19 protein-coding genes are annotated in these 22,552 nt (G+C 65.9%); 12 read left to right on the forward strand and 7 right to left on the reverse strand.

What is annotated here, in order from left to right; all coding sequences use genetic code 11:
* Nucleotides 1–115: 115 nt before the first annotated feature.
* Nucleotides 116–757, forward strand: a complete 642-nt coding sequence (locus AB0L82_RS08925) for a TMEM175 family protein (RefSeq protein ID WP_364633071.1) — start codon at nt 116–118, stop codon at nt 755–757.
* Nucleotides 758–761: 4 nt separating this feature from the next.
* Here AB0L82_RS08925 and AB0L82_RS08930 read toward each other — a convergent pair whose 3' ends face one another.
* Together AB0L82_RS08930 and AB0L82_RS08935 are read right to left on the reverse strand one after the other, a co-directional pair.
* Entirely contained in the window at nt 762–2,003 is a 1,242-nt protein-coding gene (locus tag AB0L82_RS08930; protein WP_364633072.1) for a class I SAM-dependent methyltransferase, read from the reverse strand.
* Nucleotides 1,990–2,838, reverse strand: a complete 849-nt coding sequence (locus AB0L82_RS08935) for an SDR family oxidoreductase (protein ID WP_364633074.1) — start codon at nt 2,836–2,838, stop codon at nt 1,990–1,992. Before AB0L82_RS08935 ends, AB0L82_RS08930 begins: the two co-directional genes overlap by 14 nt.
* Nucleotides 2,839–3,048: 210 nt before the next feature.
* On the opposite strand from AB0L82_RS08935, the gene AB0L82_RS08940 reads away from it, so the two are divergent.
* On the forward strand, nt 3,049–4,629 hold the full coding sequence (locus AB0L82_RS08940; protein ID WP_364633075.1) for a succinic semialdehyde dehydrogenase: 1,581 nt from the start codon (nt 3,049–3,051) through the stop codon (nt 4,627–4,629).
* Here AB0L82_RS08940 and AB0L82_RS08945 read toward each other — a convergent pair.
* Entirely contained in the window at nt 4,588–5,397 is an 810-nt protein-coding gene (locus AB0L82_RS08945) for an AfsR/SARP family transcriptional regulator (RefSeq protein WP_364633077.1), read from the reverse strand. The genes AB0L82_RS08940 and AB0L82_RS08945 overlap by 42 nt on opposite strands.
* Nucleotides 5,398–5,642: 245 nt before the next feature.
* Nucleotides 5,643–7,223 carry a long-chain-fatty-acid--CoA ligase gene (locus tag AB0L82_RS08950; protein ID WP_364633079.1) on the reverse strand — a complete coding sequence of 527 codons (1,581 nt, stop codon included), beginning with the start codon at nt 7,221–7,223 and terminating at the stop codon, nt 5,643–5,645.
* A gap of 301 nt (nt 7,224–7,524) precedes the next feature.
* Between AB0L82_RS08950 and AB0L82_RS08955 the strand changes: the two genes are divergently transcribed.
* The 5 genes from AB0L82_RS08955 to AB0L82_RS08975 are packed head-to-tail and all read left to right on the forward strand — an operon-like array spanning nt 7,525 to nt 15,415.
* Entirely contained in the window at nt 7,525–10,929 is a 3,405-nt protein-coding gene (locus AB0L82_RS08955) for a beta-ketoacyl synthase N-terminal-like domain-containing protein (protein WP_364633081.1), read from the forward strand.
* Nucleotides 10,926–11,891 carry an AfsA-related hotdog domain-containing protein gene (locus AB0L82_RS08960; RefSeq protein ID WP_364633083.1) on the forward strand — a complete coding sequence of 322 codons (966 nt, stop codon included), beginning with the start codon at nt 10,926–10,928 and terminating at the stop codon, nt 11,889–11,891. The genes AB0L82_RS08955 and AB0L82_RS08960 overlap by 4 nt, the downstream gene beginning before the upstream one ends.
* 21 nt (nt 11,892–11,912) lie before the next feature.
* Complete coding sequence (locus AB0L82_RS08965; protein ID WP_364633084.1) at nt 11,913–13,229, forward strand: FAD-dependent oxidoreductase; 1,317 nt, start codon at nt 11,913–11,915, stop codon at nt 13,227–13,229.
* Between the two features lie 27 nt (nt 13,230–13,256).
* On the forward strand, nt 13,257–15,248 hold the full coding sequence (locus tag AB0L82_RS08970) for an AMP-binding protein (protein ID WP_364633086.1): 1,992 nt from the start codon (nt 13,257–13,259) through the stop codon (nt 15,246–15,248).
* Complete coding sequence (locus AB0L82_RS08975; RefSeq protein ID WP_364633088.1) at nt 15,245–15,415, forward strand: hypothetical protein; 171 nt, start codon at nt 15,245–15,247, stop codon at nt 15,413–15,415. The genes AB0L82_RS08970 and AB0L82_RS08975 overlap by 4 nt, the downstream gene beginning before the upstream one ends.
* 6 nt (nt 15,416–15,421) lie before the next feature.
* On the opposite strand, the gene AB0L82_RS08980 is transcribed toward AB0L82_RS08975, so the two are convergent.
* Nucleotides 15,422–16,783, reverse strand: a complete 1,362-nt coding sequence (locus AB0L82_RS08980; RefSeq protein WP_364633090.1) for an FAD-dependent oxidoreductase — start codon at nt 16,781–16,783, stop codon at nt 15,422–15,424.
* 133 nt (nt 16,784–16,916) lie between these two features.
* Between AB0L82_RS08980 and AB0L82_RS08985 the strand changes: the two genes are divergently transcribed.
* Complete coding sequence (locus tag AB0L82_RS08985; RefSeq protein WP_364633092.1) at nt 16,917–18,080, forward strand: hypothetical protein; 1,164 nt, start codon at nt 16,917–16,919, stop codon at nt 18,078–18,080.
* A gap of 12 nt (nt 18,081–18,092) precedes the next feature.
* Here the strand turns inward: AB0L82_RS08985 and AB0L82_RS08990 are convergent, their stop codons facing one another.
* Both AB0L82_RS08990 and AB0L82_RS08995 read right to left on the reverse strand, forming a co-directional pair.
* Nucleotides 18,093–18,581: a MarR family transcriptional regulator gene (locus tag AB0L82_RS08990; RefSeq protein ID WP_364633094.1), complete on the reverse strand. Its 489-nt coding sequence runs from the start codon at nt 18,579–18,581 to the stop codon at nt 18,093–18,095.
* A gap of 163 nt (nt 18,582–18,744) precedes the next feature.
* The gene (locus AB0L82_RS08995; protein ID WP_364633096.1) at nt 18,745–19,365 is read right to left on the reverse strand and encodes a hypothetical protein; all 621 of its coding nucleotides are present in this window, start codon (nt 19,363–19,365) and stop codon (nt 18,745–18,747) included.
* 677 nt (nt 19,366–20,042) lie between these two features.
* On the opposite strand from AB0L82_RS08995, the gene AB0L82_RS09000 reads away from it, so the two are divergent.
* The 4 genes from AB0L82_RS09000 (at nt 20,043) to AB0L82_RS09015 (ending at nt 22,542) form a co-directional block, all read left to right on the forward strand.
* The gene (locus AB0L82_RS09000) at nt 20,043–20,429 is read left to right on the forward strand and encodes a hypothetical protein (protein ID WP_364633098.1); all 387 of its coding nucleotides are present in this window, start codon (nt 20,043–20,045) and stop codon (nt 20,427–20,429) included.
* Nucleotides 20,426–21,139 (forward strand): hypothetical protein, encoded by a 714-nt coding sequence (locus AB0L82_RS09005; RefSeq protein WP_364633100.1) that lies wholly within the window; start codon nt 20,426–20,428, stop codon nt 21,137–21,139. The genes AB0L82_RS09000 and AB0L82_RS09005 overlap by 4 nt, the downstream gene beginning before the upstream one ends.
* A gap of 127 nt (nt 21,140–21,266) precedes the next feature.
* Nucleotides 21,267–21,689, forward strand: coding sequence for a helix-turn-helix domain-containing protein (locus AB0L82_RS09010; protein ID WP_364635926.1), 423 nt, complete (start codon nt 21,267–21,269; stop codon nt 21,687–21,689).
* A 133-nt stretch (nt 21,690–21,822) separates the two neighbouring features.
* A complete protein-coding gene (locus tag AB0L82_RS09015; protein ID WP_364633101.1) occupies nt 21,823–22,542 on the forward strand; it encodes a hypothetical protein in 720 nt (239 codons plus the stop codon).
* The last annotated feature ends 10 nt before the right edge of the window (nt 22,543–22,552 follow it).

The raw sequence follows: 22,552 nt of genomic DNA on the forward strand, positions 1-22,552 counted from the left end.
CTGCGGTCGGAACTCGTCGCCCCGACCTCGGGAATCGACTGTCCGCCGAGCTAGACGGCATCAACGGTGATCATGTGAGCATTTTGCCGGAACACGGACGGGTAGGGTCGACACGATGATCGGTCGCGAAGCAGGCCCGGAGCGGACGCAGCGAGGACTCGAGCGGCTGGTCTACTTCAGTGATGCGGTGGTCGCGATCGCCATCACCCTGATCGTGCTACCGCTGGTCGACAGCGCGCGCGAGGTCGCCTCATCGTCGACCGCGGAGTTCTTGTCCGACAATGTCTTTGCCCTGACGGCCGCCGGAGTCAGTTTCATCGTCATCAGCACGCTGTGGCGTGATCACCACCGCCTATTCGAGCGCGCCACCGGGTACACGGCGCGCCTATTGCGCGTCAACATGCTGTGGCTCTGCGCCATTGTCGCGTTGCCGGTTGCCACCGTCCTCGTCGTCTACGCGCGGCATGGCGACCGTCTGGCCGTCGGTCTGTACGTGGGTGTGATGTTGTGCGCCATGGTCGTCATCCGGATCGAGGAGCTGATGCTCTATCGCGCCGGGCTGCTTGCGGATCGCGAACCGGTGACAGCCGTCGACCTCGCCACCCGCTGGATATCGGTGGCGGCCACGGGGATCGCCCTGCTCGTCGCTGTCACGGTGCCTCGAATCGGCCTGTGGGCGTTATTGATTCTGATCGTCGCGGGTCTGCTCGAATCGGCGGTACGGCGATGGCGGAAAGCCCGAGACGTACAGCCCTGAGTCGTCAGGGTCGACGGTGCGCGACCGTATGGGTGATGCCGATATTGTCGATATCACAGCTGACCACGGAGGTGGCCGCGAACATCCGCCAGGCGCGGGCACGTTGTTCACCCACGATGGCGACCGCCTCCTCCCAGTTCTCCTCGATATTGCGCAGCCAGGCGATGTGGCTGGCGGTGAAGTGGGTGCGGAGGTTCTCCACGGTCGCGATCTCGAACCCGGCCGACTCGAGGGTGGAGATGGCCGAATCACGAGTCGGGACATCGATTTCGGGGAAGATATAGGCGGTGATGAAGCCGGACCCGCGCTGGAAGAGGCGGCCTCTGGGCGACGCGGTGATCTCATGGCAGAAGATTCGCCCGCCGGGGCGGACCAGATCGTGCAGGGCTCGGGCGTGCTGGATTCGCCCTCGGGTATCCAGGTGGAAGGTCATCTCGATACTGGAGACCGCGTCGAACGGACCGTCGGTGACATCCCGGAAATCGCACAGGCGGAACTCGGCTCGATCACTGACCCCGGACTGCTCGGCCAGCTGCCGGGCATGGGCTACCTGATTGCGGGCGAGGGTCACCCCGACCACTTCCACGCCATAGTGTTTGGCGGCGTGCACACCCAATGCGCCCCAGCCGCAACCGATATCGAGCACCCGCATACCTGGCTGCAGTTCAAGACGCTGGCAGATCCGGTCCAGCTTGGCGATCTGCGCTTCCTCGAGATCGATCGGCTGGGCGGGGTTCTTCCACACCGCGCAGGAGTACACCATGGTCGGCCCGAGCATCAGCCGGTAGAACTCATCGCTCAGATCGTAGTGATGCCGGACCGCCTCGGCCCCACGCGAACTGGCGCGACGCACCTCGGATGCGGGCGGTGGCACCGGCAGGCCGAGCAGGCCGTTGCGCAGTAGCCACTGGGTGGTGTCGGCGGCGGCGAGTGCTCTGGCGGCCAGGGGCCGGATGCGACGCCCGAGGATGTCTTCGAAGGTGGTGTCGGCCGCGAGCATGAATTCGCGCATGAAATCGACCAGACTGCCCTCGACTTCGAGATCGCCCGAGATGTACGCGCGCGCGACTCCGAGATCATTCGGCCGGAAGAGTATGCGGCGCAGCGCCTTCGGATCCCGCAATACGACCACGGGCCCGTCATCTCCCGCGGTGCTGTCGTCCCACAGTCGAAGTCGCAGCCGCACTGGGCGGCCCGCGACCGCCTCGGCGGCGCGCAGGAGTCGCTGGGCTTTATTGTTCGGCATTGTTGCGCTCCTGGTGGTATGCGGAATCGGCGAGTCCCGAACGCAGCCACGGCAGTACGAGGTGCCGCAGCGCGGGGAAGAGCAGTGGGCGTGGGATGGTGCGGCCGCCCCACGCCTGTAGTCGTGCGGTGCGGCCCGGGGTCACGGTGCGCCGCCGCGCGAACAGCGCGGTCAGACCCGCGCGCGCCACCTGGTCGGTGGATGTCGCGGTATAGGACTGCTCGCGTTCGGAGGAAACGCCGCCGACCTGATAGAACTCGGTGCGCACCGGGCCCGGCGATAGCAGCGTGCAGGTCACGCCGGTGCCGTGCAGCTCGACGTGCAGCGCCTCAGCGAAACTGTTCACGAATGACTTACTGGCGGCGTACGCCGCGGCCGTCGGCACCGGTTGGACACCGGAAATAGAGCCGGTGAACAGGATCGCGCCGTCCCGGCGGGCCAGCATCGAGGGCAATACGGCTGTCGTAAGCTCCTGCACGGCAACGACATTGACGAGCAGCATGGCTCGCTGCGCCTGTGCGTCCGTCTGCGCCACCTCACCGCAGACCGCGAATCCGGCGTTATTGCACAGCACCGCCACATCTCGCGCGGCCAGATCCGTGCACAACTGTTCGCGATGCGCGGCATCGGCCAGGTCGCAGGGTATGACCTCGACCTTCGTGCCGTATTCGCTCCGTATCCGGCTTGCCAATGCCTCCAACCGATCCACCCGGCGCGCCACCAGTACGGTGGCATAGCCGCGCTCGGCCAGTTGACTGGCCAGTGCCGCACCGATTCCCGACGACGCGCCGGTGATCACCGCCCAGTTGCCGCTATTCGGTTCACTTTTCACCATAAATGACTCCCGGCCGCTCGAGTACGTCAAAGGTACTGTGCCGTAATGGATGTCGGGCATCGCCCGGGAATCGTCCGGTAATCGACGAAATTATCTACCGATTTGTTCCGGAATTTCTCGGCGATTACCGAGCGGTTTCCGGGTCATGGTGGCGCGCTGCGAATTTGGGATACTTTATCGGTTACACAGTTCGACGTCAGGAGTGCGGCAATGCCCGTTCCAGAATCTCATATCTTCGATCGACTTCGCGACCTTGCCGCGATCACCGAACCGGGCGCCCGGCCGACCCGGGAGATCACCGAGGTATTCACGGGCAACCGGCTCGGCGACATCCCCGTGGGCACCGTCGCCGACGTGGACGCGGCGTTCACGAAAGCCCGTGTCGCACAGCGAGAATGGGCCTCTCGGAGCACCCGGGAGCGGGCCGCGGTGTTCGAACGGTACCGCACGCTCATCTTCGACAACCGAGAATTCCTGATGGATCTGCTGCAGGCCGAGTCCGGTAAGGCCAGGGCCGTCGCCAATGCGGAGGTACTCGGGCTGGCATTGGCCACCCAGTTCTACGCCCGGGTCGCACCTCGATTACTGCGGCCGTATCGGGTACCCGGGCTGTTCCCGATGCTCGTCAAAACCATTGTGCACCATAGGCCCAAAGGCGTGGTCGGGTTCATTTCGCCGTGGAATTACCCGATGCTGCTCTCGATCGGCGATGCGGTGCCCGCATTGCTGGCGGGCAATGCGGCGGTGCTGAAACCGGATGGCCGCACACCCTTCTCTCTCCTCGCAAACGCCGAATTGCTGTACCGCGCCGGGCTACCCCGCGATCTGCTCGCGGTGGTGCCGGGGGAGGGACCGGTCGTCGGCACCCGAATCGCCGACAGCTGCGACTATCTGATGTTCACCGGCTCCACCGCCACCGGGCGCATCCTGGCGCAGCGCTGCGCCGGTCGCCTGATCGGCTTCTCGGCCGAACTCGGCGGCAAGAACCCGATGATCGTCACCGCCGGAGCGGATGTGGACACGGTCGCCGCGGCCGCGCTGCGGGCCTGCTTCGACAATGCCGGGCAGCTGTGCCTGTCGGTGGAGCGGATCTACGTCGAACAGGCGATCGCCGAGCGGTTCACCACTGCCTTCGTCGCCGCGACACGGCAGATGAAACTCGGTGCCGCATACGACTTCTCGACCACCATGGGCAGTCTGATCTCCGCCGATCAACTCGAACGGGTCGCCAAGGCCATCGCGGACGCGAAATCCAAAGGCGCGACGGTGCTCGCCGGGGGCAATGCCCGTCCCGACCTCGGTCCGCTGTTCTTCGAGCCGACCGTGCTCACCGGCGTCACCGACGAAATGGACTGTGCCCGAGGCGAAACCTTCGGCCCGCTGGTCGCGATCTATCCGGTCGACACGGTCGACGAGGCCATCGCCCGGGCGAACGATTCCGAGTACGGTCTCAACAGCAGCGTCTGGGCGGGGTCGAAGCGCCAGGGTGAGGAGATCGCCCGGCAGCTCGGCACCGGTTCGGTGAACGTGGACGAGGGCTACGTGCCGTCCTTCGGCAGTATGGGCGCGCCGATGGGCGGTATGGGCGCATCCGGTATCGGCCGCCGCAATGGCGTCGAGGGACTGCTCAAGTACACCGAATCGCAAACGGTGGCGACCACCAGATATCAGAATCTGGATACGCCACCGTTCCTGTCCGATGAGCAGTGGCAGCGGATGATGATTCCGCTGGCCAAGCTGGTCAGCCTGCTACCGGGTCGCGATATGCCGCCACGGACCCGAAGGGTCTGAGCTGCAGACGAATTCGAGATCCGGATCCTGCGACAGTATCCGCTGATGCAGTCGCTGCAGATCCATCTGGGGTTCGATGCCGAGCCGGTCGACGAGTGCGCCGCGGGCGCGCTGGTATGCCTCCAGCGCGTCCACCTGGCGACCGGATCGGTACAGCGCGAGCATGTACTGCTTGCAGAATGTCTCCCGCATCGGCGCCGCCGCGGTCAACACCTTGAGCTCGGGCGTGATCTCGCGATGTCGTCCGCTGGCGAGTTCGGCTTCGAAACAGGATTCGTAGGCATTGAGCCGCTCGTCATCGATGGCGGTCAGCTCACTCCAGCGGATCCCGCTCTCGGCCAGGTCCGCCATGGCCTGCCCGCGCCACAGCCCGATCGCCTGCCGGTACAGCACGCGCGCGAATTCCGCTGAGCCGGAATGCAGTTCGGCATCGCCGCGCTGTACCAGCTGCCGGAACAGGCAGAGGTCGACGGTATCGGGATCGACCCGCAGCAGATAGCCCGGCTCCTGGGTCAGCAGTAGGGTGCCGTCGGCGTGATCGCGCGGGGTGAGCGCCTTGCGAATCGCGGAGACCGCGTTCTGCACGATCTTGCGGGAGGTCGCCGGCGGATCGTAGTTCCACAGCGCGTCACGCAGTTGGCTGGCCGGTACGACTTGATTGTTGTGCAGCAGCAGGTATCCCAGCACCGCGCGCGGGGTGACGCCACCCAGCCGGATTTGCCTGCCACTGTCCAGGACGTCCAATTCACCAAGAATGCGAAATTCCACAACCGTCGCCTCTCGCCTTGCGCCACGACTGAAATTTCAAGCGAAATCACGCCTGGCTGAAACCGGGTCGGAGCCACGTCCTTGTAACCCAAGCAGGATCTTATTCTGTCACGCAAGATATTTCGCATCGCATGATCCGCGATGCGTGATCGTTGTTAGATCTTCCAATATCGGGGCCGCGCGCCTTGGGAGAACGAACAGTCGTCCTCGCCCCGGCGCGCGGCCCATGAATTTATTTACACGTATCAATTAATGGCGCGCTCCCGGCCCTCCCAGAACTTCTCCCGGAGCTGCCGGTGCAGAATTTTTCCGGTCGCGTTCCGCGGAATATAATCGATGAATTCGAAATTCCGCGGCAGTTTGAACTGCGCGATCTTCCCGCGCAGGAATTGGGCCAGTTCGCGGCCGGTGATCTGCTGTCCGGCGTGCACGGCGACGAAGGCGTGCACCACCTCGCCCCAGCGATCGTCCGGGACGCCGATCACGGCGGCCTCGCGCACCGCGGGGTGATCGTTGATGACGTTCTCGACCTCGGCCGGATAGACGTTCTCACCGCCGACGATGATCATGTCCTTGATCCGATCGCATAGGTACAGATAGCCCTCGGGGTCGAGCCACCCCGCATCGCCGGTGCGCAGCCAGCCGTCGACGATCGTGCGCGCGGTGGTGTCCGGCTGATTCCAATAGCCGATCATGGTGGCCCGGCTGCGAATCAGCACCTCGCCGATCTCACCCTGGGGCGCGGGTTCGCCCGCGCTGTCGACCACCGATATCTCGAATCCCGGGCACGGGTACCCGGCCGAGCGCAGTCGCGGATTGCCGACCACATGTTCCGAGGGCGGCAGAAAGCTTATGACGGAACCGGTTTCGGTCATACCGTAGAACTGCACGAAACCGCAGTCGAAGCGTTCCATGCACGCCGCGAGCAGGGTCTCGGGGATGGGGGATCCGCCGTAGGCCGCCAGCCGCAGATGTTCGAACGCGTCTTTGGTCGCGGCGGGTTCGGCCAGCACCAGCGCGAACATCACCGGCACCCCGACGAACGCGGTGACATGCCTGGTGAGGATGAGCTCCATGGCCAGGCCCGGGGCGAACTCGGGCATGAGAATGCTCGGGACGCCGGCGAACAGGCCCTGTACCACCCAGGCCAGACCGGCGATATGGAAGCTCGGGATGGCCACCAGCAGGCAGTCGTTCTCGCGGACGTCGAACCAATCCACCTCGGGCGAGACCAGCGCGGCGCGCGCGGCGTAGATGCTGCGCTGGCCGATCACCACGCCCTTGGACAATCCGGTCGTGCCGCTGGTGTACATCTGGATGAACGGATCATCCGGTCCGACCTCGGCCTCGGGTCCGGAATCGTCGTGCCCGGCAAGCCATTCGGTGAAGCCGCCCGGACCGTCGATGCGCACCACCGGGGTCTGCGTGCCCGCATCGGACTGCGCCTTGGCCACCACCTCGGCGGCCGCGTCGTCGACGAACAGCAGTTTGGCGCCGGAATCGCGCAGGATGTGCGCGATCTCGGTCGCGGTCAGCACCCGGTTGACCGGGATGAGCACGGTGCCGCTCTTGGCCGCGGCGATCAGCAGTTCGTAGAGGTGTTCGGAGTCCTTGCCCACGTAGGCCATTCGATCGCCCTTGCGCAGACCCATCGCCCGCAGCGCGTTCGACGCGCGGCCCGAACTCCGGTCCAGTGCGGCGAAGTCGATCGATCGATCGCCGCACACGATGGCGATATCATTCGGCCGCGTTCGCGCTCGCTCGCGAATGATATCGGCAAAGTTGCCCGGGATCTCGATCGATTCGATTTCTTTCTGCGAAACCATCACAACCTCGAAACTGTCGTCACGATGAATCGAGCCCCGATATCTTTAAAGGCAGTCGGGCGCCTCAATTCTGGATCGCGATTGATTTTAGCCGGGCTGCGGTAATTGACCGGTAATCGTCCGGGATGCCGTTCCGAGGGGTATTGGCGAATGTTTTCGGCTATGTCCAGGCAATTACCGGACAATGGGCTGTCGCCGCATCAGCCACCCTAAGGTAGGCAATGTGATGGCAACAAGCCGGTCGGTCGATAACGCACGGTAGCGCAGCATGACCGGTTTCGAAGGATACGAGGTTTGCCGAATGTCGCAGGATGATCTTTACGGTGCGCCGGGGTCCGCCGGCTCACGGGATTCGGTGGGAGGCGCGCTCGGTGAGCTGCGCCGCCGCTACCTGGACGAGCAGGATCGGCTGCTCACGGACATGATTCGGCGGCAGGTGGATCGGGTGCTCGGCGACTTCGCGCCGGAAAACATCGATCCCGCAACGCGTTTCGAGGACCTGGGGCTGGACTCCCGCACGGCGGTGGAACTGCGGGACCGGGTCGCGGCCGAAACCGGCACCGCGCTGCCCGCCGCGGTGATCTTCGACCACCCGACGGTCGGCCAATTGGCCGAACATCTGCGCGGTTGGCTCGAAACAGGCACGGCGGCAGAGTCTTCCGAGCAACCATCGACGTCCGTCGACGGGGACGATGATCCGATCGTGATCGTCGGCATGGCGTGCCGGTTCCCGGGCGGTATCGCCGCACCGGAGGACCTGTGGCGGGTGGTATCCACGAAAAGCGATGTGATCGAAGACTTTCCGGCCGATCGCGGTTGGCCCGTGGACGCGATATACGATCCCGAACCCGGTATTCCCGGAAAGTCATATGTCCGAGAAGGCGGATTCCTCGACGGCGCAGGCGAATTCGATGCCGGATTCTTCGGGATATCGGCGCGTGAGGCGCTGGCGATGGATCCGCAGCAGCGGCTGGTGCTCGAACTCGCCTGGGAGGCGTTCGAACGGGCGCGGATCAATCCGCAGTCGTTGCGGGGCAGCGGTACCGGGGTGTTCCTGGGGATCAACGATATGGGCTACCGGTCCCTGCTGAGCGCCGGGCCGGAGCTGGCCGGGGCGGAAAGCTATCTGCTGACCGGCAATATGCCCGCCGTCGCCTCGGGCCGGATCGCGTATTTCCTCGGCCTGCAGGGTCCGGCCGTCTCGATCGACACCGCGTGCTCGTCCTCACTGGTCGCCCTGCACCAGGCCGCGCGCTCGCTGCGATCCGGGGAATGCGCGCTGGCGCTGGCGGGCGGGGTGACGGTGACCATGTCGCCGCTGGGCTATGTGTTCTTCTCGGCCCAGCGCGGCCTGGCGCGCGATGCCCGCTGCAAGTCCTATGCCGCGGCCGCCGATGGCACCTCCTGGTCCGAGGGTGCCGGACTCGTTGTGCTGGAACGGCTTTCGGATGCCCGGCGCAACGGCCATCCGATCGCCGCGGTGCTCCGGGGCAGCGCGATCAATCAGGACGGCACCTCGAACGGCCTGACCGCGCCGAACGGCCTCGCCCAGCAACGGGTTATCCGCCAGGCGCTGGCCGATGCGGGGTTGACGGCCGCCGAGGTGGACGTGGTGGAGGGGCACGGCACCGGTACGGTGCTCGGCGATCCCATCGAGGCGCAGGCGCTGCTGGCCACCTACGGGCGGCGGCCGTCCGAGCAGCCGCTGTTGCTCGGATCGATCAAATCGAATATCGGGCATACGCAATCGGCCGCGGGCATGGCCGGGTTGATCAAGATGCTGCTGGCGATGCGGTACGGGACGGTGCCGCCGACCCTGCACGTCGATCAGCCGTCACCGCATGTGGACTGGTCGGCCGGGCATATCCGGCTGGTCACCGAGACACAGCCGTGGCCCGAGCGCGGCCGGCCGCGGCGGGCGGGCATCTCCTCGTTCGGCATCAGCGGCACCAATGCGCATGTGATCGTGGAATACGATCCCGATCTGGCCGAATCGGTTGCGGCGCAGCCGAATCGAGCCGTTGAGCTGTCGGTGTGCGTGCTCTCCGGCAAGACCGGCCAGGCCCTGCGCGGTCAGGCGCGCCGATTGCTCGCTGCCTGCGACGCCGATCCGGGCGTCGATATCGCCGATATCGGGCTGTCCTCGGCGACCACCCGCGCGGTATTCGATCATCGGGCGGCCCTGGTGGCGGGCAGCCGGGCCGAACTGATCGATGGGCTCACGGTACTGGCCGAGGGTGCGTTCGCACCCGCGGTGATCACCGGGCGCGCGGTGGCGGCGGGCAAGACCGCGATACTGCTGCCCGGCCAGGGCAGCCAGGTACTCGGCATGGGATATGAGCTGTACCAAGCCTTCCCGAAGTTCGCCGCGGAATTCGACGACCTGTGCGCCGCATTCGATCCGCATCTGGAGCACCCGCTACGCGAGGTGATTTTCGGGACCGCCGGGACGCCTCCCGAGCTATTGGACCGCACCGAATACACCCAGCCCGCACTGTTCACCATCGAGGTCGCCCTGCTGCGGCTCCTGCAATCCTGGGGAGTGGCACCGGATTTCGTCCTCGGGCACTCGATCGGCGAGCTGGCCGCCGCGCACTTCGGCGGTGTATTCGACCGCGCCGACGCCGCGGCGGTGGTCGCGGCGCGCGGCAGGCTCATGCAGCGGCTGCCACCGGGGGTGATGATGTCTGTGCGCGCGTCCTACGCCGAGGTCTCGGAATCCATCGCGGGGCAGGAAGCCGCCGTATCCATCGCGGCGAGCAACGGTCCGAACGCCACCGTGATCGCGGGCGATGCGGATGCGGTGACCGCCCTGGCCAAGCACTGGCGCGAACGCGGGCGGCGCACCAAACGACTCCAGGTCGAACGGGCCTTCCACTCCCCGCACCTGGACGACATCCTCGATGAATACCGCGCGGTGGTGGCCGCGGTGTACCCGCGTCCATCGTCGATTCCGTTGGTGTCCAATGTGACCGGTCGAATCGCGACGGCCGAACAGCTGTGCTCGCCCGACTACTGGGTGAGCCAGGCCCGGCAGGCCGTGCGCTTCCACGACGGCATCGAATTCCTCACCGGTGCCGGGGTGTCGACGTTCCTGGAGGTCGGTCCGGGCGAGGTATTGGCCGGAATGGCCCAGGAATGTCTGCCCGAGGGCGGACGCATCACGATCGCCACCCTGCGCAAGGGCCAGCCGGAAGCACGAAGCCTGTTGCGGGCCACCGCCGCCGCCTGGGCCGCGGGCACTCCGCTCGACTGGGCAGCCGTGTACGCGGGCCGCGAGGCCGTGGCAATCGATTTGCCCACCTACGCGTTTCAGCATCGCCATTACTGGATCGGAGCCGAGGTGACCGCCGCCGGGTACATCGAACAGCGAGCCGATGCCGAAGCCGGACCCGATCCGGCACAGGCGTTCCGGGACGCCCTGGCCGCACTGCCCGAATCCGAACAGCTCGACTACGCCATGACCGTGGTGCGGGTGCAGATCCGGGAGATCCTGATCGATCAGGACACCGACTTCGACGCCGACCGCATCCTGTTCGAGGTCGGACTGACCTCGCTCTCGCTGCTGGAACTGCGCAGCAGGCTCAATCATGTTGCCGGAACCTCAATCTCGCTGGGCAGCCTGATCGACCAGGCGACCATTCGCGGTGCGGCCCGGCTGATCACCGGTATCGCCGCGCCCGCATTGCAGGAGGTCGCGCGATGACTCCGACCACCGAGACCGGCCTGAGTTTCGAGCGCACGGTGCCGTGCGCCCTGGCCCATCGGCGGGCGCTCGGTGAGGTATTCGTCGCCGATACGGCCCCGGCCGATATCGACGGATTCCTCGCCGCCATCCAGATTCCGCGCGCCCACTCGCTGTATTTCGACCGGCTGGTGGACTATCACGATCCGCTGTCCACGGTGGAGGCCATCCGGCAGGCGATGATCGTGGTGGGGCACAGATATCTGAACGTCCCGCCCGGAACCCCCGCCAGCCTGCAGCAATTGGAGTTCGAGGTCGAGGACCTGAGTGCCTACCGTGATGATTCGAATGTGCCGCTGGAGGGCATCGTCCGGGCGAGCGCGGGACTGGCGGGCACCTTCGGCGATTCGGCGGGCACCTTCTTCGAGGCCCAGCTCGCCATCGGCGGGGTGCGGGCGCTGACCCTGCGGGGCGGTGGGATTCAGTTTCCGGCTGACACCTACCGGGAGATTCGCGAGCTACAGCAGGCCGGTCGGCCGATGAACGGCGAATCCGGCAGCGTCACAGTCGAACCCGTCGCACCGGCGTCGGTCGGCAGGCGTGACCCGCGCAATGTCGTTGTCGGACAACCGATACCGGGCGAGCAGCAGCGAATACCGCTGATCGTCGATCAACGGCACCCCTCCTTCTTCGACCATCCCTACGACCACGTACCCGGCCCGCTGCTGATCGAAGGCTGCCGTCAGGCGGCCATCGTGGCGGCGGTGGCGGCGGGCGCACTGGATTCCCCGATCGCCGCCGTCACCGGCTGCGCCACCACCTTCACCGGATTCGCCGAACTCGGTGGGCTGATCGATTTCACCGTCGCGGCGGACAGCGATCCCGATACCGGGGGAGCTGCGGTCGAACTCGAGCTGCATCAGTTCGGCGCGCGAATCGCCCGGTGCCGTATCGAACTCGCGCCGTACCCGGCCACCGCCTGATCACACAGAGGAGTCACCACAATGGAAAGTTCGGCATACAGCAGCGGTAAGCGATTCGCGGTGGTCGGTGGCGGCGTAGCCGGTATCGCCGCGGCCTACCAACTGCACCTGGCGGGTCATCACGTCGAGCTGCTGGAGCGAAACCCCGTGCTGGGCGGTCGTTTCGGCGTGGATCACCTGGGCGATCGCCCGGTCATGATGGGCGGCAAGAACATCAGCCGCACCTATACCGAGCTGCGCGGGTTCCTGGCGGCCATGCGCGCGGACAAGTTCGAGTATTTCGGCGTCAACACCTCCCGCCTTATCAACGGCGAACTCGTCACCTTCGACAGCAAGAACAGCCGGTTCGACCTGATCCGCAAATTCACCAAACTCGGTGCGCCGCTGGACCTGCTGAAGCTGGCGTTCCTGATGTTCACCATCAAACGCGATGAGAGCAACCGGTTCCTGGGCGGGGAGACCTTCTCCCGCGTGGGCGCGCGCCGCGATCACAAGCCGCTCACCGCGTATTTCGGCGCATCGCTGGTGAACAATATGTTCCGGCCGTTGACAGTGCGGCTCAACGGCGCCGAACCCGATGAGATGTACCTGGGCAACTTCAATGTGAACCTGAGCCTGGCCAGCACCTTCGACCAGTTGACCGACGGTATCCAGCCCGCGCTCACCGAGTTCGCGAAATTGGTTACGGTGCGTCCGAATTCGACGGTCGAATCGCTGGTCATCGAGGACGGGCGGGTGACCGGGGTCCAGCTCGCGGGTAATGGCAAAGCGCCGCAGGTGCTTCCGTACGACGGGGTCGTGCTCGCCGCGCCCGCCTACGCCGCCGCCGATATCGTGAAATCCAACCTGCCCGATCTGAGCGAACTGCTGGCCGAGGTCAGATACTTCCCCGCCGCGGTCGCGGTCGTCGAATACGATCGCCCCGTTTTCGATCAGGTGGTGCGCGCCATCGCCCTCGACGGCGGCCGGTGCAGCAATGCGGGCGTCTACGGCGTCAACGATCTCAATATCGTCCGGTACACCTTCAGCGGGCGGGCGGCGCGGCCCATGCCGACCGAGGAGGGGCTCGCATCCTGGCTCGACGAGGCCGAGGAACTCATCAAGGGCCTGCTGAAGATCGAGGGTGCACTGAACCGGGTGCACGCGGTGACGCATATCTGGGATGCCGCGTACTGCGCGTATCTGCCGTTCTACGGCGATTTCCTGTCGAAGGTCCGCACCGAGGTGAGCCGGGTGCACGGTCTCGAACTCGCCGGTGACTACGTCAAGGGAGCGCCGCTGGAGGCGTGCTTCCGTTCCGGCCAGGAAGCCGCGAAGAGCCTGTCGCGCCACGGGTGATCCGGCGCCGAATCGAAGTGAGAGACCATGATTTCCTACATCGACCTGGTGCGCTCGGGCGCGCGGGTCCATGGCGACGAGACGCTGTACACGTATCTGATCGACGGTGAATCCAGCGAATCGCGTGTGAGCTGGGCACAATTGGATCTGCGCGCCCGGGCGATCGCGGCGGAATTGCAGGCGCGCGGGCTCGCGGGCAGTCGGGTGCTGCTGGTCTATCCCGCCGGAATCGATTACGCGGTGGCGTTTTTCGCCTGCCTGTACGCGGGTGTGCTCGCGGTGCCCGCCTATCCGCCCGAACTCAATCGTTCGGTATCGCAGCTGCGCGCCATCATCGAGGACGCGGGCATCGCGGTCGCGCTCACCGATGCGAATGTGCACGCCCGCCTCGACACCTTCGTAACCGTCGAACCCGCGCTCGCACCGCTGACGTGGATCGTCACCGAGGATGTGCCGGACGAGCGGGCGGCGGCGTGGCTGCCGCCCGAATTGACCACGGACAGTGTGGCTTTCCTGCAATACACCTCGGGCTCGACGTCCGCGCCCAAGGGCGTCATGGTCACGCACGGCAATCTGCTGCACTGCGGTTCGGTGTTCGCCCGGCTCGTCGAACCGGGCGCGCCGATCCTGAGCTGGCTGCCGCAGTATCACGACCTCGGGCTGTTCTTCGGTCTGCTGCAGCCGGTATACGGTCGCAATCCGATCATCATGATGTCGCCGCTGGACTTCCTGCGCAGGCCCGCGCGCTGGGTCGAGGCGATATCGCGGTACCGGGTGCAGGCCACCGCGGGACCGAATTTCGCCTACGACCTGTGTGCCCGCCGCACCACGCGACAGGAGGTCGAACAGCTCGACCTGAGCTGCTGGCAGGTGGCGATCAATGCCGCCGAACCGGTGCGCGCGGCCACCCTGGACCGCTTCGACAAGGTCTTCGCGTCGGCGGGCTTCCGCAGTTCGGCCCATCTGAACCTGTACGGCCTCGCCGAAGGGCTGGTGCTGACCACCGGTGCGGTGAGCGATCCACCGCAGATCGAACGGTTCGATGCGCGATCGCTCGGCGGCGGGCTGGCCGTGCCGTCCCGGGAGCAGTGCAATGGACTGGCGCTGGTGAGCGCGGGCCGGCCCGTCGAGGGACAGCATGTCATCGTTGTGGACGAGGGGTCCGGGGCCGAATGCGATACCGGGCGGGTGGGGGAGATCTGGGTCGCGGGCGGCAGTGTCGGCCTCGGTTATTGGGATCGGCCGGTGGACAGCGTGGAGACCTTCGGGGCCACCCTGTCCGATGGCAGCGGACCGTTCCTGCGCACCGGCGACCTCGGATTCGGCTATGACGGACAGCTTTTCGTCACCGGCCGGAGCAAGGACGTCATCATCATTCGCGGCCAGAACACCTATCCGCAGGATCTCGAGCGCAGTGCCGAGGAAAGTCATCCGGCGCTGCGCCCGGGCTGCGTCGCGGCCGTCGATATCGGCACCCGCGCCGAGAACGAGGGCGATCACCTCGTCATCGTGCAGGAGGTGCGCCCCGACTGGACCGGTGATCTCGCCGCCGCGGTCGCCGCCATCCGGCGCGCTATCGCCACCGAGCACGCGCTGCCGCTCTACGCCATCGTGCTGATTCGCCCCGGCCTGATACCGAAGACATCGAGCGGCAAGATCCGCCGCAATGAGACTCGAAAGATGTTGCTGTCGAACGAATTCGACGTCGTACACGAGTGGTGGCTGGCGGATCCGGCCACGGACGGCCTGAACCACGCCGATATCGAAGCCTGGCTCAAGGCGCGGCTGTCCACCCGATTCGATCTGAACCCCGATGAGATCGACATCCGCGCCCCCTTCGCGGAATTCGGCCTGAACTCCGCCGAAGCCGTCGAGATCGCCACCGATCTCGCCGACTGGCTGCGCTTCCCGATCGCCACCGTCGTCATGTGGGATCACCCCACCATCGAGGGCGTCGCCCGCCACGTGTCCACCGCGATGCGGCGATTCACCCGGATATCGGCGGAGGGCATGCAATGATCCGCCGCCGCTGGACGGCCCGCCTCCTGCGCCTGCTGCCGTATTTCGCGTCCCTGGGCGGTATGGCGCTGACGGAACCGTTGCCGCACAACAAAGCTCAGAACCGGGTCGCGCTGTCCGACAGTCTCGAGGTCGATGCGGCCGGGGTCTGGCCGCGACAGCGCTGAGCGCGGTCAGTCGATATCGGTGATCGCCTTCAGCACCACCGGCACCTCGGCGGCGGGCAGATAGCAGCTGGTCTGTTCGAAGCCGCCGATGGTGTGGGCGGCGTAGTCGCCGTAGCCGATGCGGAGGAAGTCGTCACCGCTGAGGCCGTGCACGGTCCAGTCGAAGGCGACCCGGGCGCGGGCGACGACCGTGCGCAGCGCCATCAGGTGATAGCCGCGGGCGGCGAATTGTGCCGGGATACCGCGCAATCCGATCTTGAGCGGGCGGGCCACGGCGTCCCGGCCGCCCAGGTCGACCACCATGCCGAGATCGGGATGCCGGTACGGTTCGACGGTGCCGCCGCGCAGGGTCGCCAGCAGGTTCTTCGCGAGGTGCCGGCCCTGGCGGATCGCGTGCTGCGCGGTGGGTGCGCAGGATTTGCGGTCGTCTTCGGTCAGATTGGGGACCGCGGCCGCGTCACCGCACGCCCACACGCCATTGAGGCCCGGCACGGTGAGATCGGGTGCGGCGACGATCCGGCCCTTCTCGGTGGCCGCCCCCAGATGTCCGGCCAGCGGACTGGGCGCGACACCCGCGGTCCACACCAGGGTGCGGGTGCGAATGTGACGGCCATTGGTGAGGGTGACGCCGTTCGCGGTGACCTGCTGCGCGGACGCGCCGGAGATCAATTCGATTCCGCGTTCGGCGAGAATGCGTTTGGTCTCCCGGCCGAGTCGTTCACCGAGTTCGGGCATGATGCGATCACCGTGGGTGACCAGATGCCAGCGCACCATATCCGGGTTCAGCCGCGGGAAATAGCGGCGTGCCGCGGCCTGGGTGACCTTGTTGAGCACCGCGGTGGTCTCGGTGCCCGCGTAGCCCGCGCCGATGGTGACGAAGTTGAGCCGCTCCCGGTCCTCATCCTCCTCACCACGCACCGCGGCGATATCCAGTTGCCGCAGTACGTGATCGCGCAGGTGCATGGCCTCGGCGAGGGTTTTCATGCCGAACCCGTGCTGATCAAGTCCCGGGACGTCGAGCACCCGGGTGATGCTGCCGGGCACCAGGACGAGATGGTCGTAGCCGAGCGCGAATTCCCCGCCCGTGGGCCGCTGCACGATGACCTGCCGGGTCGCGGGCTCCACGCCGATGGCGGTGCCCGGCACAACCTCGGTGCGGCGCAACACCCTTCGCAGCGAGACCGATACCGATCGCGGATTGAGCACACCCGAGGCGACCTGCGGCAGCAGCGGAAGATAGAGCAACCCGGCGACGGGGGTGATGAGCTGGATGAACGCTTCCTCAGGCTTCAGATGGCGTTCGAGGTACCGGGCGCATTCCACACCAGCGAAACCACCGCCGATGATAACGATCTTCGATGGCTCCACCGGTTCACGATAACAACGTATTGCGCCCCCGTCTGCCCGGAACGCGGATGGGAAAAATTGGACTTTCGACCAATCCTCGTGACCGAGCATGACGAACCGCTGAAGAAGTGCTTTTCGAACAGAGGTTGATCGGATGCGGGTTTTCGGCGGGATTTCAGCGGAGCGGTCGGTGGTGCGCGGGGTGCTGCTGTCGGATTCGGCGGGCAGGCAGCGGGATTCACCCGCGCTGGAGCGTCCGGTGCTGGGGGAATCGGCGGAGGCCGTCACCCTCGAGGTGCTGGACGCGCTGGTACGGGACGAACCGGACATCGACGATGTGGCGGTCGTCTATCGGACGGCCACCGAGCGGCGCGCCACCGTCTCGGCGCTCGCGGGAGGGAAATGGCAACGGGCCTCCCATGTCTCGATCAAGGCCGCACTGCTGGCGCTGGCGCGCGAGACAGCCGGGACCGGAAATCTGATGGTGCTCGAACTGCTGGACCATCACAGCGCGTTCGTGCTGGTGGGTCCCGGGCGCTCGCGGATTCTGGCCGCGGACTCGTGGCCCATCGGTGTCGTCGACGCGCACGGTACGCAGGAGGCGATCGATCGCATTCGCCCGATCTCCGATGCCAGCGGGCTACGGCCCGACGCCATCCTGATCTGCGGTTCGGTGGCCGCCGACGCGGCCTTGGCCGATGCGGTGCGGCTCGGGTTCGCGACGCCGGTGACCCTCGCTCCCGATGCCGCGAACGCGGTGGCCCGCGGTGCCGCGCTGGTCGCGGCGGAGCAGTCGCGGGAACTGGATGCCGATGTCCCCGAAGGGAATCGACGGGCGGGCCGGGTCCTGCTCGGAGCCGCCGCGGTCGCGGCCACCCTCGCCGCCGCCGGTGTCGCGTTCGTACAGATTCGTGAGCATTCCACGCCGGTGGCCCAGGTGCATATGACGCCCGCCGGCTCCGGTACCGCCCTGCCGACCACGACGGAAACGCCTGTGCCGGAACCGATCACCTCGATCCCGTCGCCGGATGCGGATACCGCCACCGATCTCCCCGCGCCGATCGCCACCGCACCCCCGAAACACACCCGTCCGGTGCGCACCACCACCGATCCCGCCCCGACCACCACCGTCGATCCGACCACCTCGGATATTCCGCCGGTCACGACCACCGCGCCCGGTACGGTCGGTGCGCCGGATGCGAACTGGCTCTTCCCCGGCGAATCCCCGCCGCCGCCCGCCGGTTCGGATCCCGCACTGGTACAGGCCTGGTGGGATAACCATCTGATGCTGAAAGACCGCTGGCTGCACGGGAATTGACGCGCCGCGAATTCAGTTGCGCGGATACGGGTCGATATCGCGCAAACGCTGACGATGGATGCGCTGCAACTCGCCCGCTCGATTGAGGAAGGTCGCGATCATTTCCAATTCGGCGGGGTCGTACCAGTTGAGCATCATCTTGTAGCCCTCGTCGACCAGCGAGGAGATGAGTTCGTGCACGCGGCGGGCGGCCAGATCCGTGGCCACCACGATGACGCGACGGCGGTCGGTGGGGTGCAGGGAGCGGGCGATATAGCCCTGCTTCTCCAGACGGTTGAGCATTATGGTGGCGCCCGCGGCGGTCAGGCCCAGGCGTTCGGCGAGCATGCCGGGCGTGGTGGATTTGCCATCGCCGAGCAGGACGATTTCCAGTGCGCGCCGGTCTGTTTCGTTCACGCCCAGCAATCTGATCAGTTCGCGGGACAGGTCTTCGAGTGTTCCGTGATAGAACTCGAGAGCTCTTCTGAGCTCTACGGCGATCCGATCTGGTTCGGTTGACATCGGACGCACGGGCTCCCAACCTCGAACACTTGAAACATGAAACCTCTCAACGGAACTCACCGGCCACGCCTGCGACGCGATGGCCGATACGATAGTCTGCACCAATGCCGGGACTGGGCTGGCTTCAACAGCCCAGTCCCGGCATATTTTCACCCGGAACGGATCAGCTGACGGCGGTGCTGGTCAGCGTCGGCGACGGGTTCGGGTAGCACGCGGTCGCGACATTGCCGACGAACGCCACCTTGGTCGTCATCGTCATACCCGGGTTGGCATAACTGGTTCCCGCGTACTTGCTGGTGATCGGCGTTCCGGGGGTGCCCGCCGTGACATTGATGGTCACCGCCGGCGGAGTGAAGCTGGTGCCGCCCGCGATCGGACCCGGCACGGTGAGCACGACATTCCCGCCCGAAGTGCTGACCGTGCCCGCCACGGTGCCGCCCGATGCGGTGGCCGAGACCAGCGTGGAATTCGCCGGGGTCGGGAAGGTCATCTTGAGATTGCTGATATTCGTCACGCTGAATCCGGAGGCCGAACTGGGCACCGAGGAGACGCCGGGGGTGAGGGTGATGGCCACCGCGGACCCGGAGGCCGCCGTGGCGGGTGCGGTGCCGTCGACCGAGGTGCTCATGCTCGAGGTCTGGCCGATACCGAAGATCGTGCCCTGACAACTCCAGTTCAAGCTGACCGACGCCGCATTCGCGGGAGCCGCCAAACAGAAGACGGTGGCAAGGGCCATCGGAGTTACGACACCGGCACGAAGCAGCGCGGATGCGATTGATCTCATGACTATCTCCAAATACGCGAAGCATCGGTGTGACCGGGAATCCGAGTCGCACCGTAAGGGATCTAAAATGTAACCTGTTCTCATCTGGAGGCGGCTGAAATCGGAAATAACGGTTTGGTATCGATGGACCCCTCGGGGGCGGATCGGTATGTACTTATCTGCTATTAAATATTCACTCTGGAAAGTTAATTTCACAAAGTCTTCGGCATAGATTCGTCTGGTCCGCTCGGTTGGTGCTCATGTATGACCAGTTCAGAGGTGATTTTTACCGAGCTCTTCCGGATGGGTCGGTCGTGTCTCAGATGGTCGTGAATCGGCCGCCGCCGCTCGCCTCTAATGGCGGCATCGCATCCGTCGGAGATATCGGCAACGTCACGCCCATGCAAATGCAATTTCGTTTCAGGTTCGATACGGCCCTGCCGGATTTCCATCCAATTCGACGCCGCCCGTTTCGAATATAACGGCTCGAATGTGGTGCGGGTCACCAATGTTTCTTCCGTATGCGTCCGCGTCGCCGTGAGCGGGGGAGCGTTGGCTCGGGATCGATGAACTGCCGATAACGACGAGTCGTGACCGATTGCTCACAAGTAGCTCTCAATGCTCTCCTTGGGCTCCAGTCCGGAACATGCAGCGCTGAAGGATTTGCTCCGGATCCATTCGAGGGAAGTGAGCACACCATGCGAACCACACTCTTGGTAGGCGTCGCGGGCGTGGCAGCCGCGATCGCAGCTGTGACCACCGCCGGTACGGCCGCCGCGGCGGAACCGATAGTGATCCCCGAAGCGGGATTTGCCGGGGTGTGGCTGACCCCCGGTGAGACAGCCGCACTCGCGAACAGTCCGCTACCGGATATGGCCGATGGCGTGATCTCGCCCGCGGCCACCCGGGTATCCATGGCACCGGGCTCGACACTGGCCAATCCGGACGGCAGCACCTATGCCAGCAATGCCGCGATCCTGGGTGAGGCGGCGGCGCATCCCGGGGGATCGGCGGGGGTGTTTCTGAGCAATCCGGCCGACCCGGCCGATCCGGGCGCGATTCTGACCATCGTCCAGGATTGGTGACCGGGGTGCGGATCAAACAATTGAGCGCGTTGGTGATCGCGGCGGCCGCGACGACTGCGGCCGCCGCCAATGCCAATGCCGATGCCGCTGCCGATCCGGTGGCGCTCGGCGGAGGCTCGGGCATCGTGCTCGGCGGGCATGCGATGTGCTCGCTCACTGCCGTCGGAACCGATGGCGCCGGGCGGCTCGTCGGGTTGACCGCCGGTCACTGCGCATCGGCCGGGACGCCGGTCGGCGCGGAGGAGATGCCCGCCGCCGGTGCCGTCGGCACGGTCGCCGCATCCGATGGCGGGGCCGGATTGGATTACGCCGTAATCGAATTCGACGCGTCGAAGGTCACCCCGGTGCGCACCGTCGGCGGCACCACGATCGCCGGGGTCGGCGATACACCCGGCCCGGGGATCACGGTGTGTTCCAACGGTCGCTCCAGCGGTTTCGACTGCGGTGTGGTCTGGGGGACGGTCGCGGGTCGCGAGGTCAATCAGTCCTGTTCGCAGCCGGGTGATTCCGGCGGACCGGTGACCATCGGGGATCGGCTCGTGGGCATGAACCTGGGCCGTTTGACCTCGCTGGGCGGTATCGGGTTCAACGTGCCCTGCGTGGTGGCGGCCGTCCCGGTGCACGCGCCCGCCTATTTCCAGCCGATTGCCCCGATCCTCGCCGAGATCGACACCGCGGGTGGCGTGGGCGCGGGCTTCCGGCCGATCTGATCGGGCCTATCCTGATCCGATGAGCAGTAAGGAGACGGTCGCGCTGTCGCGGTTGCCGCGGGGGCCGCATCGCCTCACCCGGGAGGATGTGTCGGCCTCGTAGCGGCACCGGCTGTGCTGGGCGGCCATCGAGGCGGTGGCCGCGCGCGGCTACAAGCCCATGACGGTGGCCGATATCGTTGAGCGGGCGCATGTTTCGCGCCGCACGTTCTACGAGATGTTCGACAATCGGGATGACTGTTTCGCCGCGGGCTTCGAGCTCGCGATGGAGATCGTCGAGACGAAATTGGATTCGGCGATCGAGAACGCCGAGAACCTGCGATTGCGCGAGGTGCTGTTCCCCTCGCTGCGGGAATACCTGACTTTTCTCGCGAGCGAGCCCGCCGTGGCGCGGCGGACCTGCCCGAACTCGCCCCGCTGCTGCACCAGGCGGCCATGGCCCTGCTCGGTCGACCCGAATATCCCACCGGAAACTGGCAGACGCCTGACCGATTTGCCGGTTATGCGGTATATGCATGAACGTCAGGTGTATTCCAGTTTAATCCGGTGATTTGCGCTGTGTATCGAGTCACTTCAAAGTCTGCATCCGTTGCATGCTGCTGATTGCAAACTTACAGTTTGCTTATCAATAGCTAACCCGGCGATTGGTTCTTAATCTGCAGGCTGAAGTAAGAGGTAGGGCATTGATCAAGACCAGACTGGCCGCGGTTGCCGCACTGGTATCGGCGGTTTCGGTGATTACGACGGCGGCGGCGCACGCCGATCCGATCTCCGATGCGGCGGAGGCCATCCACTACACCGCGTCCGCCACCGAGGGTTCCGCGGTCATCTCCACCGATATCGGATCGCTCGATGTCGAGGACGGCCGATTCGAGATCAAGGCGCCCGGCGGCGCGGTCGTCGCGGGCACCGAATTGTCCTTCCGCGTGGACGATTTCGTCTTCCCGATCGCCGCCGCGATTCGCGATAACACCGCCACCCTCACCCCGCTGTTCGACCTCCAGCACGCGCAATACCGCCCTGTCGCATTGCCTTTCGAGGAATCCGCGCCGTGGAAGACCCCGTATGACCGGGAACAGGCCGCGTGGAATCGCATGAAGGACACCATCAGCGTCGGCGCGACCATCGGCACCCTGGTCGGCGGAATCGGCGGCGGCGCAGTCGGTTGCGCCCTCGGCGGTCTCGCGGTCGGCACCGGTGCGTCGCTGGCCACCGGCATCATCGGCGGCCTGTTCTTCTTCCTGCCCGGTGCGGTGGTCGGCTGCCTGGCGGGCGCCGCGGCCATGGGCGCCCTCGGCGCGATCGCGGGCATGATCCTGGTGACCGCGCCCGTCGCCATCGCCGCCGCCGTGCAGTACTTCACCACGATCAACGAACCCTTCACCCCGGCGCCCGCGAAATAGCTCCGCCGGA

Source organism: Nocardia sp. NPDC052001, from assembly GCF_040680615.1.
In the GTDB taxonomy this organism is placed as follows: Bacteria; Actinomycetota; Actinomycetes; order Mycobacteriales; family Mycobacteriaceae; genus Nocardia.

Excerpts from the sequence above, each read along its gene's own strand:
- AB0L82_RS08985 (WP_364633092.1), top strand. The coding sequence starts at position 16,917 with ATGCGGGTTTTCGGCGGGATTTCAGCGGAGCGGTCGGTGGTGCGCGGG.
- AB0L82_RS08965 (WP_364633084.1), top strand. The coding sequence starts at position 11,913 with ATGGAAAGTTCGGCATACAGCAGCGGTAAGCGATTCGCGGTGGTCGGT.
- AB0L82_RS08955 (WP_364633081.1), top strand. The coding sequence starts at position 7,525 with ATGTCGCAGGATGATCTTTACGGTGCGCCGGGGTCCGCCGGCTCACGG.
- AB0L82_RS08950 (WP_364633079.1), bottom strand. The coding sequence starts at position 7,223 with ATGGTTTCGCAGAAAGAAATCGAATCGATCGAGATCCCGGGCAACTTT.
- AB0L82_RS08975 (WP_364633088.1), top strand. The coding sequence starts at position 15,245 with ATGATCCGCCGCCGCTGGACGGCCCGCCTCCTGCGCCTGCTGCCGTAT.
- AB0L82_RS08970 (WP_364633086.1), top strand. The coding sequence starts at position 13,257 with ATGATTTCCTACATCGACCTGGTGCGCTCGGGCGCGCGGGTCCATGGC.
- AB0L82_RS08940 (WP_364633075.1), top strand. The coding sequence starts at position 3,049 with ATGCCCGTTCCAGAATCTCATATCTTCGATCGACTTCGCGACCTTGCC.
- AB0L82_RS08925 (WP_364633071.1), top strand. The coding sequence starts at position 116 with ATGATCGGTCGCGAAGCAGGCCCGGAGCGGACGCAGCGAGGACTCGAG.
- AB0L82_RS08930 (WP_364633072.1), bottom strand. The coding sequence starts at position 2,003 with ATGCCGAACAATAAAGCCCAGCGACTCCTGCGCGCCGCCGAGGCGGTC.
- AB0L82_RS08960 (WP_364633083.1), top strand. The coding sequence starts at position 10,926 with ATGACTCCGACCACCGAGACCGGCCTGAGTTTCGAGCGCACGGTGCCG.
- AB0L82_RS08990 (WP_364633094.1), bottom strand. The coding sequence starts at position 18,581 with ATGTCAACCGAACCAGATCGGATCGCCGTAGAGCTCAGAAGAGCTCTC.
- AB0L82_RS09000 (WP_364633098.1), top strand. The coding sequence starts at position 20,043 with ATGCGAACCACACTCTTGGTAGGCGTCGCGGGCGTGGCAGCCGCGATC.
- AB0L82_RS08935 (WP_364633074.1), bottom strand. The coding sequence starts at position 2,838 with ATGGTGAAAAGTGAACCGAATAGCGGCAACTGGGCGGTGATCACCGGC.
- AB0L82_RS08995 (WP_364633096.1), bottom strand. The coding sequence starts at position 19,365 with ATGAGATCAATCGCATCCGCGCTGCTTCGTGCCGGTGTCGTAACTCCG.